Annotated in this window: 17 protein-coding genes; all 17 read left to right on the top strand. The window is 56.1% G+C overall.

The window, feature by feature from the left end; all coding sequences use genetic code 11:
• The first annotated feature begins 385 nt into the window (after nt 1–385).
• The 17 genes from rpmH to atpD all read left to right on the top strand — a co-directional run bounded on the left by rpmH (nt 386) and on the right by atpD (nt 15,899).
• On the top strand, nt 386–520 hold the full coding sequence (gene rpmH / locus ACWIKB_RS03250) for a 50S ribosomal protein L34 (protein WP_003213577.1): 135 nt from the start codon (nt 386–388) through the stop codon (nt 518–520).
• 16 nt (nt 521–536) lie between these two features.
• A complete protein-coding gene (gene rnpA, locus ACWIKB_RS03245) occupies nt 537–938 on the top strand; it encodes a ribonuclease P protein component (RefSeq protein ID WP_054048735.1) in 402 nt (133 codons plus the stop codon).
• Nucleotides 931–1,176, top strand: a complete 246-nt coding sequence (gene yidD, locus ACWIKB_RS03240) for a membrane protein insertion efficiency factor YidD (protein ID WP_080761984.1) — start codon at nt 931–933, stop codon at nt 1,174–1,176. Before rnpA ends, yidD begins: the two co-directional genes overlap by 8 nt.
• A gap of 2 nt (nt 1,177–1,178) precedes the next feature.
• Nucleotides 1,179–2,867: a membrane protein insertase YidC gene (yidC, locus tag ACWIKB_RS03235; protein WP_475265287.1), complete on the top strand. Its 1,689-nt coding sequence runs from the start codon at nt 1,179–1,181 to the stop codon at nt 2,865–2,867.
• Nucleotides 2,868–2,946: 79 nt separating this feature from the next.
• The gene (mnmE, locus tag ACWIKB_RS03230; RefSeq protein WP_475265286.1) at nt 2,947–4,317 is read left to right on the top strand and encodes a tRNA uridine-5-carboxymethylaminomethyl(34) synthesis GTPase MnmE; all 1,371 of its coding nucleotides are present in this window, start codon (nt 2,947–2,949) and stop codon (nt 4,315–4,317) included.
• A gap of 550 nt (nt 4,318–4,867) precedes the next feature.
• Nucleotides 4,868–6,766 (top strand): tRNA uridine-5-carboxymethylaminomethyl(34) synthesis enzyme MnmG, encoded by a 1,899-nt coding sequence (gene mnmG / locus ACWIKB_RS03225; RefSeq protein WP_475265285.1) that lies wholly within the window; start codon nt 4,868–4,870, stop codon nt 6,764–6,766.
• The gene (rsmG, locus tag ACWIKB_RS03220) at nt 6,763–7,407 is read left to right on the top strand and encodes a 16S rRNA (guanine(527)-N(7))-methyltransferase RsmG (RefSeq protein WP_475265284.1); all 645 of its coding nucleotides are present in this window, start codon (nt 6,763–6,765) and stop codon (nt 7,405–7,407) included. The genes mnmG and rsmG overlap by 4 nt, the downstream gene beginning before the upstream one ends.
• 18 nt (nt 7,408–7,425) lie before the next feature.
• A complete protein-coding gene (locus ACWIKB_RS03215) occupies nt 7,426–8,223 on the top strand; it encodes a ParA family protein (protein WP_133835237.1) in 798 nt (265 codons plus the stop codon).
• A 9-nt stretch (nt 8,224–8,232) separates the two neighbouring features.
• Nucleotides 8,233–9,105 (top strand): ParB/RepB/Spo0J family partition protein, encoded by an 873-nt coding sequence (locus ACWIKB_RS03210; protein ID WP_054048153.1) that lies wholly within the window; start codon nt 8,233–8,235, stop codon nt 9,103–9,105.
• 148 nt (nt 9,106–9,253) lie between these two features.
• The gene (locus ACWIKB_RS03205; RefSeq protein ID WP_475265283.1) at nt 9,254–9,661 is read left to right on the top strand and encodes a F0F1 ATP synthase subunit I; all 408 of its coding nucleotides are present in this window, start codon (nt 9,254–9,256) and stop codon (nt 9,659–9,661) included.
• A 16-nt stretch (nt 9,662–9,677) separates the two neighbouring features.
• A complete protein-coding gene (gene atpB / locus ACWIKB_RS03200; RefSeq protein ID WP_054048157.1) occupies nt 9,678–10,547 on the top strand; it encodes a F0F1 ATP synthase subunit A in 870 nt (289 codons plus the stop codon).
• A gap of 134 nt (nt 10,548–10,681) precedes the next feature.
• Nucleotides 10,682–10,939 carry a F0F1 ATP synthase subunit C gene (gene atpE, locus ACWIKB_RS03195; RefSeq protein WP_002555987.1) on the top strand — a complete coding sequence of 86 codons (258 nt, stop codon included), beginning with the start codon at nt 10,682–10,684 and terminating at the stop codon, nt 10,937–10,939.
• Between the two features lie 56 nt (nt 10,940–10,995).
• A complete protein-coding gene (locus ACWIKB_RS03190) occupies nt 10,996–11,466 on the top strand; it encodes a F0F1 ATP synthase subunit B (RefSeq protein ID WP_007948090.1) in 471 nt (156 codons plus the stop codon).
• 12 nt (nt 11,467–11,478) lie between these two features.
• Entirely contained in the window at nt 11,479–12,015 is a 537-nt protein-coding gene (locus ACWIKB_RS03185; protein WP_475265282.1) for a F0F1 ATP synthase subunit delta, read from the top strand.
• 21 nt (nt 12,016–12,036) lie between these two features.
• A complete protein-coding gene (gene atpA / locus ACWIKB_RS03180; RefSeq protein ID WP_054048162.1) occupies nt 12,037–13,581 on the top strand; it encodes a F0F1 ATP synthase subunit alpha in 1,545 nt (514 codons plus the stop codon).
• Nucleotides 13,582–13,631: 50 nt separating this feature from the next.
• On the top strand, nt 13,632–14,492 hold the full coding sequence (gene atpG / locus ACWIKB_RS03175; RefSeq protein WP_149659343.1) for a F0F1 ATP synthase subunit gamma: 861 nt from the start codon (nt 13,632–13,634) through the stop codon (nt 14,490–14,492).
• A 27-nt stretch (nt 14,493–14,519) separates the two neighbouring features.
• Complete coding sequence (atpD, locus tag ACWIKB_RS03170) at nt 14,520–15,899, top strand: F0F1 ATP synthase subunit beta (RefSeq protein ID WP_008155715.1); 1,380 nt, start codon at nt 14,520–14,522, stop codon at nt 15,897–15,899.
• The last annotated feature ends 18 nt before the right edge of the window (nt 15,900–15,917 follow it).

Here is a 15,917-nt window from a genome sequence, read left to right as displayed (position 1 = left end):
AAGTGGGGGGCAAACTCGGTGGATAACTGGCCTGTGGATAACTGACCATTCCACACACAGCTTATCCGATAGCGCAGCACAGGCTGACCACTGTTTTCCCCTGTAGTTGTCATTCTCTGTACAGCACGGTGTAGAAGGGCTTAAGGCAGTTATCCACAGAGGATGGCGTCCCTAGCTTTTATAAGCTTTACAGAAAAGCTTTAAATAATTCCCTTCTTTATTTCTATATCTAGCGAAGGGCGGTCGAACGAGAAAACCTCTGGAGATCTATTTATAAGGAAACGCTGGTTGGAAATTGACCTAGAGGCTTGCTTTCTCTAGAATCCCCGGTCTCTTAAAACGGGGGCCATTCCGGCCCGTTGTGGACGAACCAGGTAACACGACAATGAAACGTACTTTCCAACCAAGCACTATCAAACGCGCTCGTACCCACGGTTTCCGTGCTCGCATGGCTACCAAAAACGGTCGTGCCGTCCTGTCGCGTCGTCGCGCCAAAGGTCGTGCGCGTCTGGCAGTTTGATAATCCGGCACTGGAGGTGAGTCAGGACTTCAGTCGGGACAAGCGTTTGCTTACGCCCCGGCATTTCAAAGCAGTCTTTGACTCCCCTACCGGCAAGGTTCCGGGGAAAAACCTCCTGCTCCTTGCGCGCAACAACGATCTTGATCACCCCCGTCTCGGGCTGGTTATCGGGAAAAAGAGCGTAAAGCTCTCCGTCGAGCGCAATCGCCTCAAACGTCTGATGCGCGAATCGTTTCGCCTGAACCAGGATTCACTGGTCGGATGGGACATTGTTATCGTCGCGCGCAAAGGTTTGGGGGACGTAGAAAACCCCGAATTGATTCAGCATTTCGGCAAACTCTGGAAGCGTCTGGCACGCAGCACGCCGGTACCAGCAGTCAAAACCGAAACTGTAGGGGTAGACAGTACCGATGCGTAAACTGGCACTCGTTCCGATCCAGTTTTATCGCTATGCCATTAGTCCCCTGATGGCCAGTCACTGTCGTTTCTACCCCAGTTGTTCCTGCTACGCGTATGAAGCCATAGAAAATCATGGCCTTCTGCGCGGTGGCTGGCTGGCCTTTCGTCGTTTAGGTCGCTGTCATCCGTGGAATCCCGGTGGTTATGACCCGGTTCCGCCTATCCCTACCTCCCGTTCTTCTTCGATGGCCGAGTAATCATGGATATCAAACGCACGATCCTGATCGTCGCCCTGGCAATCGTGTCCTACGTTATGGTTCTTAAATGGAACCAGGACTATGGTCAGGCTGCCCTGCCGACTCAGAATGTTGCTTCCAGTACTACCGCACCGGGCCTACCGGACACGGCGACTGGCAATAATGCTTCTGTCAGTGACGACATTCCACGCGCCGCAAGCGATACCAGTGCCACTGCACCTGCTGAAACACCAGTAGCTGTAAGCAAAGACCTCATCCAGATCAAAACGGATGTGCTCAATCTGGCTATCGATCCACAAGGTGGTGATGTTGCCCAACTGACGTTGCCGCTGTATCCACGTCGCCAGGACCATCCGGAAATTCCATTCCAGCTGTTTGATAACGGCAACGAGCGGACTTATCTGGCCCAGAGCGGTTTGATCGGCACCGACGGTCCGGACGCAAGTCCAGCCGGTCGTCCGGTTTACTCCTCGGAGAAGAAGATCTACCAACTGGCTGACGGTCAGGACCAACTGGTTGTAGACCTGAAGTTCAGCAAGGACGGCGTCAACTACATCAAGCGTTTCACTGTGAAACGCGGCCTGTATGACGTAACCGTTTCGTACTTGATCGACAACGAAAGCGCCAAGCCTTGGTCGGGTGCGATGTTCGCCCAACTCAAGCGTGACGCCAGCTCCGATCCTTCTTCCAGCACTGCCACCGGCACCGCGACTTACCTGGGCGCCGCCCTGTGGACAAGTAACGAGCCGTACAAGAAAGTGTCGATGAAGGACATGGACAAGGCTCAGCTGAAAGAAACCGTTAACGGTGGTTGGGTTGCCTGGTTGCAACACTACTTCGTGACCGCGTGGATTCCGGCGAAGGGCGAAAACAACGTCGTTCAGACCCGTAAAGACAGCAAAGGCAACTACATCATCGGTTACACCGCTCCGGCAGTGACCGTTGCACCTGGTGCAAAAGGTGAAGTCAGCGCCGTTCTGTACGCCGGGCCGAAAAGCCAGGCTGTGCTGAAAGAGTTGTCCCCAGGTCTGGAATTGACCGTCGACTACGGCATTCTGTGGTTCATTGCCCAGCCAATCTTCTGGCTGCTGCAACACATCCACGCGATTGTTGGTAACTGGGGCTGGTCGATCATCTTCCTGACCATGCTGATCAAAGGGCTTTTCTTCCCTCTGTCGGCTGCCAGCTACAAATCCATGGCGCGCATGCGTGCAGTGGCACCGAAACTGGCTGCGCTGAAAGAGCAACATGGCGACGACCGGCAGAAAATGTCGCAAGCCATGATGGAGCTGTACAAGAAAGAGAAGATCAATCCACTGGGCGGCTGCTTGCCAATCCTGGTGCAGATGCCGGTTTTCCTTTCGCTGTACTGGGTTCTGCTGGAAAGCGTGGAAATGCGCCAAGCGCCGTTCATGCTGTGGATTACTGACCTGTCGATCAAGGATCCGTTCTTCATTCTGCCGATCATCATGGGTGCAACCATGTTCATCCAGCAGCGGTTGAACCCAACACCTCCGGATCCGATGCAGGCCAAGGTGATGAAGCTGATGCCAATCATCTTCACCTTCTTCTTCCTGTGGTTCCCGGCGGGTCTGGTGCTGTACTGGGTGGTCAACAACTGCCTGTCCATCAGCCAACAGTGGTACATCACACGTAAGATCGAAGCTGCTACCAAAAAAGCCGCTGCGTAACTTACTCTGTGGATAACCACTCAAAACGCCCCCTAGTGGGGCGTTTTGCTATCTGTCACTTTTGTCTGGATACCGGTTTATGAGCGTTCCTCGTGAAACCATCGCTGCCGTCGCCACCGCTCAAGGTCGCGGCGGTGTGGGCATCGTCCGTATTTCCGGGCCGCTGGCGAGTGTGGCCGCCAAAGCCATCAGCGGTCGCGACCTGAAACCGCGGTATGCCCATTACGGCCCGTTCCTCAGTGAAAACGAAGAGGTGCTGGACGAAGGCATCGCCTTGTATTTCCCGGGACCGAACTCGTTCACCGGCGAAGATGTTCTGGAACTCCAGGGACACGGCGGCCCGATCGTGCTGGATATGTTGCTCAAGCGTTGCCTGGAACTGGGTTGCCGACTGGCGCGGCCGGGTGAATTCAGCGAACGCGCGTTTCTCAACGACAAACTCGACCTGGCCCAGGCCGAGGCCATTGCCGATTTGATCGAGGCGAGTTCTGCACAAGCTGCACGAAATGCCCTGCGTTCCTTGCAAGGTGCGTTTTCCCAGCGTGTGCATAACCTCACCGAACAATTGATCGGCCTGCGCATTTACGTTGAAGCCGCCATCGACTTCCCAGAAGAAGAAATCGACTTCCTCGCCGATGGCCACGTGCTGAGCATGCTCGACAAAGTACGCGATGAATTATCCACAGTCCTTCGCGAAGCCGGGCAGGGTGCCTTGCTGCGGGACGGGATGAATGTGGTGATTGCCGGACGCCCGAATGCCGGTAAATCCAGTTTGTTGAATGCCTTGGCCGGTCGTGAAGCGGCGATCGTTACCGAGATCGCCGGCACTACTCGGGACATTCTTCGCGAACATATCCACATCGACGGCATGCCGTTGCACGTAGTCGACACTGCAGGCCTGCGCGATACCGATGACCAGGTAGAAAAAATCGGCGTCGAGCGCGCGTTGAAAGCCATCGGCGAAGCGGATCGAGTGTTGTTGGTGGTGGATGCCACCGCCCCGGAAGCCCTTGATCCGTTTGCCTTGTGGCCAGAATTCCTGGAAACCCGCCCAGATCCTGCGAAAGTGACGCTGATCCGTAACAAGGCAGACCTGACGGGCGAAGCGATTGCCCTGGAAGTCAGCGAAGATGGCCATGTCACCATCAGCTTAAGTGCCAAGTCAGCGGGCGAGGGCCTGGAGTTGCTGCGCGAACACCTGAAGACCTGCATGGGCTACGAGCAGACCTCGGAGAGTAGCTTCAGCGCACGCCGGCGCCATCTGGAGGCTTTGCGACATGCCAGCGCATCCCTCGAGCACGGCCGTGCACAGCTGACGCTCGCAGGTGCCGGTGAGTTGTTGGCTGAAGATCTGCGCCAGGCACAGCAGTCTCTGGGTGAAATCACCGGTGCTTTCAGCTCCGATGACCTGCTGGGTCGAATCTTTTCCAGCTTCTGTATCGGTAAATAGTCCTTCCGTTGTTCACAGACAGGCCGTTCGTGCCTGTCTGTTCCCTCCTTTTCTAAAACTTTCCCCAAGTGCCGAGCAGATTCTTTCTGCTTGAGCGGTTTATCCGTGCCCGAAATTCGTTCATTCCAGGCTTTTCTGTGGATTAAGCCCTGTGAATAAGTGCCGCTAAGGGCAGTTGATAACAGGGCCTGAAAACTGAAGATAAACCCCTCTGTGGATAACCACCCCTTTCATCCACAGGCTTACACCGGTTATCCAAGGGCCTCCTTGGCACATGACCACAGGGTTTTGAATCTCTGTACATATTGAATATAAAGGCCTGTAGAGATCTATCCACAGAAATGGTGCTCAGTAGAAATAAACATAAAAACAAAGATTTAATAAATTTCTCTCTTTTTAATTTCTATAACCCCGACTTCTCCACAGCTGGTTAAATTTTGTGCAAAGGGTTCTTTAGGAAGGGCGAAGTCCCTATACTTGCCGACCAGGTCCAAAAACCTGAGATCAACCTATTCCGGATTACCTAACTGAAGCAGGCACGAGGTGCGTGGTGGATTTCCCTTCCCGTTTTGAAGTGATCGTCATCGGCGGCGGTCATGCCGGTACCGAGGCAGCACTGGCGTCAGCACGTATGGGGGCAAAAACCCTGTTGCTGACGCATAACGTGGAAACCCTCGGTGCCATGAGTTGCAACCCTGCCATTGGCGGGATCGGCAAAAGCCACTTGGTCAAGGAAATCGACGCCCTCGGCGGTGCGATGGCCATGGCTACCGACAAGGGTGGTATCCAGTTTCGCGTGCTGAACAGCCGCAAAGGCCCGGCCGTGCGAGCGACTCGTGCTCAAGCCGACCGGGTTCTGTACAAGGCCGCTGTCCGTGAAGCCCTGGAAAACCAGCCGAACCTGTGGATATTTCAACAAGCCGCTGATGACCTGATCGTCGAACAGGAAACAGTGCGTGGTGTTGTCACCCAAATGGGTCTGCGTTTCTTCGCCGATTCCGTGGTGTTGACCACTGGCACCTTCCTCGGTGGACTTATCCACATCGGAATGCAGAATTATTCCGGCGGTCGCGCCGGTGATCCGCCATCGATCGCCCTGGCTCACCGTTTGCGTGAATTGCCATTGCGCGTCGGTCGCCTGAAAACCGGTACACCACCGCGTATCGACGGTCGTTCTGTGGATTTCTCGGTGATGACCGAGCAAGCAGGCGATACGCCGATCCCGGTGATGTCGTTCATGGGCTCCAAAGAGCAGCACCCGAAACAGGTGAGTTGCTGGATTACCCACACCAACGCCCGCACCCACGAAATCATTGCCGCGAACCTCGACCGTTCGCCGATGTATTCCGATGCGGGGCTGATCGAAGGCATCGGTCCGCGTTATTGCCCGTCGATCGAAGACAAGATCCACCGCTTTGCCGACAAGGAAAGCCATCAGGTCTTCATCGAGCCGGAAGGTTTGACCACCCACGAGCTGTACCCGAATGGGATATCCACATCCCTGCCGTTCGACGTGCAATTGCAGATCGTCCAATCGATCCGCGGCATGGAAAACGCGCACATCGTTCGTCCGGGCTATGCCATCGAATACGATTACTTCGATCCGCGTGACCTGAAGTACAGCCTGGAAACCAAAGTCATTGCCGGTCTGTTCTTTGCCGGGCAAATCAACGGCACCACCGGTTACGAAGAAGCCGGTGCCCAGGGTTTGCTGGCCGGGGCCAACGCCGCACTGCGTGCACAGGGCAAAGACGCCTGGTGTCCGCGCCGCGATGAGGCGTACATCGGCGTGTTGGTCGACGACCTGATTACGTTGGGTACCCAGGAACCGTACCGGATGTTCACGTCCCGGGCCGAATACCGCCTGATCCTGCGCGAAGACAACGCTGACTTGCGTCTGACCGAAAAAGGTCGCGAACTCGGTTTGGTGGATGACGCCCGTTGGGTAGCGTTCTGCAAGAAACGCGAAAGCATCGATCTGGAAGAGCAGCGTCTGAAAAGTACCTGGGTCCGTCCGGGTACCGAGCAGGGCGATGCGATCTCCGAGAAGTTCGGCACGCCACTGACCCACGAATACAATTTGCTCAACCTCTTGAGCCGTCCGGAAATCGACTACGCTGGTCTGATCGCCGTGACTGGCGGTGGTGCAGAGGATCCACAGGTCGCCGAGCAGGTCGAAATCAAGACCAAATACGCCGGTTACATCGATCGGCAGCAGGATGAAATCGTTCGTCTGCGGGCCAGCGAAGATACAAAACTGCCTGTGGATATCGATTACACGAACATCTCCGGCCTTTCGAAAGAGATCCAGAGCAAGCTCGGTGCGACCCGTCCGGAAACCCTGGGCCAGGCGTCGCGCATCCCGGGCGTGACCCCGGCGGCGATTTCGCTGTTGATGATTCATTTGAAAAAACGCGGCGCGGGCCGTCAGTTGGAGCAAAGCGCTTGAGTTCGTTGGTCACCTCGCAACATGCCGAAGAGTTATCCACAGGTGCTCGCCAGCTCGGTATCACCCTGACAGAAGCCCAGCACGCGCTGCTGCTGGGTTATCTGGCCCTGTTGATCAAATGGAACAAGGCCTACAACCTGACCGCCGTGCGCGATCCGGACGAAATGGTGTCCCGCCACTTGCTCGACAGCTTGAGCGTGATGTCGTTTGTGGAAAACGGCCGCTGGCTGGACGTGGGCAGTGGCGGCGGCATGCCGGGTATTCCTCTGGCGATCCTGTTTCCGGACTCCCAAGTGACCTGCCTGGACAGCAACGGCAAGAAAACCCGCTTTCTGACCCAGGTCAAACTCGAACTCAAATTGGATAACCTCCAAGTTATCCACAGTCGCGTCGAAGCTTTCCAGCCAGAACTGCCGTTCAACGGGATCATCTCCCGGGCCTTCAGCAGCATGGAAAACTTCAGCAACTGGACTCGCCACCTAGGCGACCGCGATACACGTTGGCTGGCAATGAAGGGCGTTCATCCCGCCGATGAGCTGGTAGCATTGCCGGCAGACTTCCACCTCGATAGCGAACACGCCCTGGCCGTACCCGGTTGCCAAGGCCAACGCCATCTGCTGATACTGCGCCGCACGGCATGATTGGGAACACAAGCAAGAATGGCTAAGGTATTCGCGATAGCGAACCAAAAGGGTGGTGTGGGCAAGACCACCACCTGTATCAACCTCGCAGCTTCCCTGGTCGCTACCAAGCGTCGGGTGCTGTTGATCGATCTCGATCCACAGGGCAACGCCACCATGGGTAGCGGTGTGGATAAACACGGCCTGGAAAACTCGGTCTACGACCTGTTGATCGGCGAATGCGATCTGGCCCAGGCCATGCACTTCTCCGAGCACGGTGGTTACCAGTTGTTGCCGGCCAACCGCGATTTGACGGCGGCCGAAGTGGTTTTGCTGGAAATGCAGATGAAGGAAAGTCGTCTGCGCAGCGCGTTGGCGCCGATCCGCGAAAACTACGATTACATTTTGATCGACTGCCCGCCGTCATTGTCGATGTTGACCCTGAATGCGTTGGTGGCCGCCGATGGGGTAATTATCCCCATGCAGTGTGAGTACTTCGCACTGGAAGGTTTGAGCGACCTTGTGGATAACATCAAGCGCATCGCCGAACTGCTGAACCCGAACCTGAAAGTCGAAGGCCTGTTGCGGACCATGTATGACCCGCGCCTGAGCCTGATGAACGATGTCTCGGCCCAGCTCAAGGAACACTTTGGCGAGCAGCTCTACGACACCGTGATTCCGCGCAACATCCGCCTGGCCGAAGCGCCAAGCTATGGCATGCCGGCACTGGCGTATGACAAATCTTCGCGGGGCGCCATCGCCTACTTGGCATTGGCGGGCGAACTGGTTCGCCGTCAACGCAAAAACTCACGCACCGCCGCCGCTCAGGCAACTTAAGGAATCCCCATGGCCGTCAAGAAACGAGGTCTCGGACGTGGACTGGATGCACTGCTGAGTGGTCCGACTGTCAGCTCGCTCGAAGAGCAAGCGGTACAAGCCGATCAGCGTGAGTTGCAACACCTGCCCCTGGACCTGATCCAGCGCGGCAAGTATCAGCCGCGTCGGGACATGGACCCTCAGGCGCTCGAAGAACTGGCGATGTCGATCAAGGCCCAGGGCGTGATGCAGCCAATCGTGGTTCGCCCGATTGGCAGCGGTCGTTTCGAAATCATCGCTGGCGAACGCCGCTGGCGTGCCAGCCAGCAGGCCGGCCAGGAAACCATCCCGGCGATGGTTCGCGATGTGCCGGATGAAACTGCCATCGCCATGGCGCTGATCGAGAACATTCAGCGCGAAGACCTCAATCCGATCGAAGAAGCGGTAGCCCTGCAGCGTTTGCAGCAGGAATTCCAGCTGACCCAGCAACAAGTGGCCGAGGCTGTGGGCAAGTCCCGGGTAACCGTGGCTAACCTGCTACGCTTGATCGCGTTGCCGGAAGTTATCAAAACCATGCTGTCCCACGGTGACCTGGAAATGGGTCATGCGCGTGCTTTGCTCGGTTTACCGGAAAATCAACAGGTTGAAGGGGCGCGACATGTTGTCGCACGTGGGCTGACCGTGCGCCAGACTGAAGCACTGGTTCGCCAGTGGTTGAGTGGTAAACCGGAGCCTGTGGAACCTGCAAAACCGGACCCGGATATTGCCCGTCTCGAGCAGCGCCTGGCTGAGCGCCTAGGCTCTGCGGTGCAGATTCGCCACGGAAAGAAAGGCAAAGGGCAGTTAGTGATTGGCTACAACTCTCTCGACGAGCTTCAAGGCGTGCTTGCACATATCCGCTGAAACATTTCCTCATGTAGCGCGCAGTCGGAAATCACTACCTGACAGTTGAATAGGGGCTGAACCGCCCCTATACTCTGCGCGCATTTTGTCGGCACAAATTATGCCAAGTTATTGAATTCTGGCAGCCGACCATTGGGGAGTAAAAGTGATGGAAAGCCGCACGCCAAACCGCTTGCCGTTCCATCGCCTGGCAGTTTTTCCGGTGTTAATGGCTCAATTTATCGTTTTGCTCATTGCCGCTTTGGCGCTGTGGCAATGGTACGGAGTCGTTGCCGGGTACTCAGGACTCTGCGGAGGCCTGATAGCCTTGTTACCCAATGTTTATTTCGCTCACAGGGCATTTCGGTTTTCCGGCGCCCGAGCAGCTCAAGCCATCGTCCGGTCTTTTTATGCTGGCGAGGCGGGCAAATTAATTCTGACGGCAGTGCTCTTTGCATTGACGTTTGCAGGTGTGAAGCCATTGGCGCCGCTAGCTGTATTCGGCGTCTTCGTGTTGACCCAACTGGTCAGCTGGTTCGCGCCCCTGCTGATGAGAACAAGACTTTCGAGACCTTAGGGCGTTTGAGGCAACCATGGCAGAGACAACCGCTTCGGGCTATATCCAGCACCACTTGCAGAACCTGACTTTCGGTCAGCATCCTACCGGCGGCTGGGGCTTTGCCCACACCGCAGCAGAAGCCAAAGAAATGGGCTTCTGGGCTTTCCACGTCGATACCCTCGGCTGGTCGGTCGCATTGGGTCTGATCTTCGTTCTGATTTTCCGCATGGCGGCAAAGAAGGCGACTTCCGGTCAACCAGGTGCTTTGCAGAACTTCGTTGAAGTATTGGTCGAATTCGTCGATGGCAGCGTGAAAGACAGCTTCCATGGTCGTAGCCCGGTGATTGCGCCGTTGGCACTGACTATCTTCGTCTGGGTCTTCCTGATGAACGCCGTCGACCTGATCCCGGTCGACTGGATTCCTCACCTGGCCATCCTGATCACTGGCGATTCGCACATTCCGTTCCGTGCCGTATCGACCACTGACCCGAACGCTACCCTGGGCATGGCCCTGTCGGTGTTCGCGTTGATCATTTTCTACAGCATCAAGGTCAAGGGCATCGGCGGCTTCATCGGCGAACTGACCCTGCACCCGTTCGGCAGCAAGAATATCTTCGTTCAAGCCCTGCTGATCCCGGTGAACTTCCTGCTGGAGTTCGTGACACTGATCGCCAAGCCAATTTCCCTGGCACTGCGTCTGTTCGGCAACATGTACGCCGGCGAACTGGTCTTCATTCTGATTGCTGTGATGTTCGGCAGTGGTCTGCTCTGGCTTAGCGGCCTGGGCGTAGTTCTGCAGTGGGCGTGGGCTGTGTTCCACATCCTGATCATCACCCTGCAGGCGTTTATCTTCATGATGCTGACCATCGTTTACTTGTCGATGGCGCACGAAGAGAACCATTAAGACCAGTCTCGACTAGTCTGATGTCCCACTCGGTCAAACGGGTGGGTGCCCGAACAGGGCTTATGAAACGATTTGTTTTACCGCTTTAAAATCTAAAAAACCTAAACCATACGACGTAAAAGTCGGGAGGAAAGATGGAAACTGTAGTTGGTCTAACCGCTATCGCTGTTGCACTGTTGATCGGCCTGGGCGCACTGGGTACCGCAATTGGTTTCGGCCTGTTGGGCGGCAAGTTCCTGGAAGGCGCAGCGCGTCAACCAGAAATGGTTCCAATGCTGCAAGTCAAAATGTTCATCGTTGCCGGTCTGCTCGACGCCGTAACCATGATCGGTGTTGGTATCGCTCTGTTCTTCACCTTCGCGAACCCATTCGTTGGTCAACTCGCTGGCTAATTACTCGAACCTTCGAGTAATTGGTGTGATGTGCAACGAACGAGCGAGGTGTTGGCGTGAACATTAATGCAACCCTGATTGGCCAGTCCGTTGCGTTCTTCATTTTTGTACTGTTTTGCATGAAGTTCGTGTGGCCTCCGGTCATCGCGGCTTTGCACGAACGTCAGAAGAAGATCGCGGATGGACTGGACGCTGCCGCCCGAGCAGCTCGCGACCTGGAGCTGGCCCAAGATAAAGCGGGTCAGCAACTGCGCGAAGCTAAGGCTCAGGCAGCTGAAATCATTGAGCAAGCCAAGAAACGCGGTAACCAGATCGTTGAAGAGGCTGTTGAAAAAGCCCGTATCGACGCTGACCGTGTGAAGGTTCAGGCTCAGGCCGAGATCGAGCAGGAACTGAACAGTGTCAAAGACGCGCTGCGTGCCCAACTGGGTAGCCTGGCAGTCTCTGGCGCCGAGAAGATCCTGGGTTCCACAATCGATCAAAACGCGCACGCGGAGCTGGTAAACAAACTGGCTGCTGAAATTTAAGCGAGGGCGATCATGGCAGAATTGACCACGTTGGCCCGACCTTACGCTAAGGCAGCCTTCGGGCACGCCCAGGCCCACCAGCAACTGGCCTCTTGGTCAGCCATGCTCGGCCTGGCTGCAGCAGTGTCGCAAGACGACACTATGCAGCGCGTGCTCAAGGCCCCGCGACTGACGAGCGCAGACAAGGCCGCCACGTTTATTGACGTGTGCGGCGACAAGTTTGATGCCAAGGCACAGAACTTCATCAACGTCGTTTCCGAAAACGACCGTCTCCCGCTTTTGCCGGAGATATCCGCTCTGTTTGACCTGTACAAGGCCGAACAAGAGAAGTCGGTAGACGTTGAAGTGACCAGTGCTTTTGCATTGAACCAAGAACAGCAAGACAAACTCGCCAAGGTTCTCAGTGCACGACTCAACCGGGAAGTGCGCCTGCAAGTCGAGGAAGACAAATCCCTGATCGGGGGCATTGTCATCCGCGCCGGCGACCTGGTTATCGATGGCTCGGTTCGCGGCAAACTCGCGAGCCTTGCCGAAGCATTGAAATCTTGAGTTTGAAGGGGCAGCAGAGCAATGCAGCAACTCAATCCTTCCGAAATAAGTGAAATTATCAAGGGCCGCATCGACAAGCTCGATGTGACCTCCCAAGCCCGTAACGAAGGCACAGTCGTCAGCGTATCTGACGGTATCGTGCGGATTCACGGTCTGGCCGACGTAATGTACGGCGAGATGATCGAGTTTCCGGGCGGCGTCTTCGGTATGGCCCTCAACCTTGAGCAAGACTCTGTAGGCGCCGTTGTATTGGGCTCCTACCAGTCTCTGGCTGAAGGCATGAGCGCCAAGTGCACCGGCCGCATCCTCGAAGTTCCGGTTGGTAAGGAACTGCTGGGTCGCGTAGTCGACGCACTGGGTAACCCAGTTGACGGCAAAGGTCCGCTGAACAACACCGAGACCGATGCGGTCGAGAAAGTTGCTCCAGGCGTGATCTGGCGTAAGTCGGTAGACCAGCCTGTACAGACTGGCTACAAGGCTGTCGATGCCATGATTCCTGTCGGCCGTGGCCAGCGTGAGCTGATCATCGGTGACCGTCAGATCGGTAAAACCGCTCTGGCGATCGACGCGATCATCAACCAGAAAGACAGCGGCATTTTCTGCGTCTACGTAGCGATCGGTCAGAAACAATCGACCATCGCCAACGTTGTTCGCAAGCTGGAAGAAAACGGCGCACTGGCTAACACCATCGTCGTTGCAGCGAGCGCTTCGGAATCTGCAGCACTGCAATTCCTGGCACCGTACTCCGGTTGCACCATGGGTGAATTCTTCCGCGACCGCGGTGAAGACGCGCTGATCGTTTATGACGATCTGTCCAAGCAAGCAGTGGCTTACCGCCAGATTTCCCTGCTGCTGCGCCGTCCACCAGGCCGTGAAGCTTACCCAGGCGACGTGTTCTATCTCCACTCCCGTCTGCTGGAGCGCGCATCCCGCGTTTCGGAAGAATACGTAGAGAAGTTCACCAACGGCGCAGTGACCGGCAAAACCGGTTCCCTGACCGCACTGCCGATCATCGAAACCCAGGCTGGCGACGTTTCCGCGTTCGTTCCGACCAACGTGATTTCCATCACCGACGGTCAGATCTTCCTGGAATCGGCCATGTTCAACTCCGGGATCCGTCCTGCTGTGAACGCCGGTGTTTCGGTATCCCGTGTGGGTGGTGCCGCTCAGACCAAGATCATCAAGAAGCTCTCCGGTGGTATCCGTACCGCTCTGGCTCAGTACCGTGAACTGGCGGCATTCGCCCAGTTTGCTTCTGACCTGGACGAAGCGACCCGTAAGCAACTTGAGCATGGTCAGCGCGTTACCGAGCTGATGAAGCAGAAGCAATACGCACCAATGTCGATCGCTGACATGGCGCTGTCGCTGTATGCCGCTGAGCGTGGGTTCCTGACTGACATTGAAATCGCCAAGATCGGCAGCTTCGAACAAGCGCTGATTGCTTTCTTCAACCGCGATCACGCCGATTTGATGGCGAAGATCAACGTTAAGGGTGACTTCAATGACGAAATCGACGCTGGCATGAAAGCCGGTATCGAGAAGTTCAAGGCCACCCAAACCTGGTAAGCCGCAGCGGGAGCCGCAAGGCTCCCGCTTGCTAACCTGATAGGTGTTACATGGCAGGCGCAAAAGAGATTCGCAGTAAGATTGCGAGCATCAAAAGCACGCAAAAGATTACCAGCGCCATGGAAAAAGTGGCGGTCAGTAAAATGCGCAAGGCACAAATGCGCATGGCTGCTAGCCGTCCTTACGCGGAGCGCATCCGCCAGGTTATTGGTCATTTGGCCAACGCTAACCCGGAATATCGCCACCCATTCATGATCGACCGTGAAATCAAGCGTGTTGGTTATGTCGTGGTGAGCAGTGACCGTGGTCTGTGTGGTGGCTTGAACACCAACCTGTTCAAGGCCCTGGTCAAGGACATGGCGAAAAACCGTGAAAACGGCGTCGAGATCGATCTGTGTGTTGTTGGTAGCAAGGGTGCGGCTTTCTTCCGCAACTTCGGCGGTAACGTCGTAGCAGCTATCAGCCACCTGGGTGAAGAGCCATCGATCAATGATCTGATTGGCAGCGTCAAGGTGATGCTGGATGCCTACCTGGACGGCCGTATCGACCGTCTGAGCGTTGTGTCCAACAAGTTCATCAACACCATGACGCAACAGCCTACCGTGGAGCAGTTGATTCCATTGGTGGCAACCCCGGATCAAGGACTCAAGCACCACTGGGACTATCTCTATGAACCGGACGCCAAAGAGCTGCTTGACGGCTTGATGGTTCGCTACGTGGAGTCGCAGGTCTACCAGGCGGTGGTCGAGAACAACGCGGCTGAACAAGCTGCGCGGATGATCGCGATGAAGAACGCTACCGACAACGCCGGTGATTTGATCAGCGATTTGCAGCTGATCTACAACAAGGCGCGTCAGGCTGCGATCACCCAAGAGATCTCGGAAATCGTCGGCGGCGCTGCCGCGGTTTAACGGTTCAAATATTCAGAGGATCCAGCTATGAGTAGCGGACGTATCGTTCAAATCATCGGCGCCGTTATCGACGTGGAATTTCCACGCGACAGCGTACCGAGCATCTACAACGCGCTGAAAGTTGTAAGCGCGGCTGAAACCACGCTCGAAGTTCAGCAGCAGCTGGGCGACGGCGTGGTTCGTACCATTGCGATGGGTTCCACCGAGGGCTTGAAGCGCGGTCTGGAAGTCACTGACTCTGGCGCAGCCATCTCCGTACCGGTCGGTAAAGCGACCCTGGGCCGGATCATGGACGTCCTCGGTAACCCGATCGACGAAGCTGGCCCGATCGACACCGAAGAGCGCTGGGGCATTCACCGTCCTGCGCCAACCTTCGCTGAACAAGCGGGCGGCAACGACCTGCTGGAAACCGGCATCAAGGTTATCGACCTGGTTTGCCCGTTCGCCAAGGGTGGTAAAGTCGGTCTGTTCGGTGGTGCCGGTGTAGGCAAAACCGTAAACATGATGGAACTGATCCGTAACATCGCCATCGAGCACAGCGGTTATTCCGTGTTCGCCGGTGTGGGTGAGCGTACTCGTGAGGGTAACGACTTCTACCACGAGATGAAGGATTCCAACGTTCTGGACAAAGTGGCACTGGTTTACGGTCAGATGAACGAGCCGCCGGGTAACCGTCTGCGCGTAGCACTGACCGGCCTGACCATGGCCGAGAAGTTCCGTGACGAAGGTAACGACGTTCTGCTGTTCGTCGACAACATCTATCGTTACACCCTGGCCGGTACTGAAGTATCCGCACTGCTGGGCCGTATGCCTTCCGCAGTAGGTTACCAGCCGACCCTGGCCGAAGAGATGGGTACTCTGCAAGAGCGTATCACTTCGACCAAAAACGGTTCGATCACCTCGATCCAAGCGGTATACGTACCTGCGGATGACTTGACTGACCCATCGCCAGCGACCACTTTCGCCCACTTGGACGCCACCGTCGTTCTGTCCCGTGACATCGCCTCCCTGGGTATCTACCCAGCGGTCGATCCACTCGACTCGACTTCGCGCCAGCTGGACCCGAACGTGATCGGCCAGGACCACTACGACACCGCTCGCGGCGTTCAGTATGTTCTGCAGCGTTACAAAGAACTGAAGGACATCATTGCGATCCTGGGTATGGACGAGCTGTCGGAAGCCGACAAGCAGTTGGTAAACCGTGCTCGTAAGATCCAGCGCTTCTTGTCGCAACCGTTCTTCGTGGCTGAAGTCTTCACCGGTGCTTCGGGTAAATACGTTTCCCTGAAAGACACCATTGCTGGCTTCAAAGGCATCCTCAACGGTGACTACGACCACCTGCCAGAACAAGCGTTCTACATGGTCGGCGGCATCGAAGAAGCGATCGAGAAAGCCAAGAAACTGTAATCCCGGCGCCCGGCAACG

The organism is Pseudomonas sp. 5Vm1k, assembly GCF_056161485.1.
This window is presented reverse-complemented; position numbering and strand designations above follow the sequence as displayed.

Bases quoted from the DNA above. Each gene is read 5' to 3' on its own strand.
- rpmH (WP_003213577.1), top strand. From the start codon at position 386: ATGAAACGTACTTTCCAACCAAGCACTATCAAACGCGCTCGTACCCAC.
- atpD (WP_008155715.1), top strand. From the start codon at position 14,520: ATGAGTAGCGGACGTATCGTTCAAATCATCGGCGCCGTTATCGACGTG.
- ACWIKB_RS03215 (WP_133835237.1), top strand. From the start codon at position 7,426: ATGGCTAAGGTATTCGCGATAGCGAACCAAAAGGGTGGTGTGGGCAAG.
- atpB (WP_054048157.1), top strand. From the start codon at position 9,678: ATGGCAGAGACAACCGCTTCGGGCTATATCCAGCACCACTTGCAGAAC.
- ACWIKB_RS03185 (WP_475265282.1), top strand. From the start codon at position 11,479: ATGGCAGAATTGACCACGTTGGCCCGACCTTACGCTAAGGCAGCCTTC.
- yidC (WP_475265287.1), top strand. From the start codon at position 1,179: ATGGATATCAAACGCACGATCCTGATCGTCGCCCTGGCAATCGTGTCC.
- ACWIKB_RS03210 (WP_054048153.1), top strand. From the start codon at position 8,233: ATGGCCGTCAAGAAACGAGGTCTCGGACGTGGACTGGATGCACTGCTG.
- mnmE (WP_475265286.1), top strand. From the start codon at position 2,947: ATGAGCGTTCCTCGTGAAACCATCGCTGCCGTCGCCACCGCTCAAGGT.
- atpG (WP_149659343.1), top strand. From the start codon at position 13,632: ATGGCAGGCGCAAAAGAGATTCGCAGTAAGATTGCGAGCATCAAAAGC.
- yidD (WP_080761984.1), top strand. From the start codon at position 931: ATGCGTAAACTGGCACTCGTTCCGATCCAGTTTTATCGCTATGCCATT.
- atpA (WP_054048162.1), top strand. From the start codon at position 12,037: ATGCAGCAACTCAATCCTTCCGAAATAAGTGAAATTATCAAGGGCCGC.
- ACWIKB_RS03205 (WP_475265283.1), top strand. From the start codon at position 9,254: ATGGAAAGCCGCACGCCAAACCGCTTGCCGTTCCATCGCCTGGCAGTT.
- atpE (WP_002555987.1), top strand. From the start codon at position 10,682: ATGGAAACTGTAGTTGGTCTAACCGCTATCGCTGTTGCACTGTTGATC.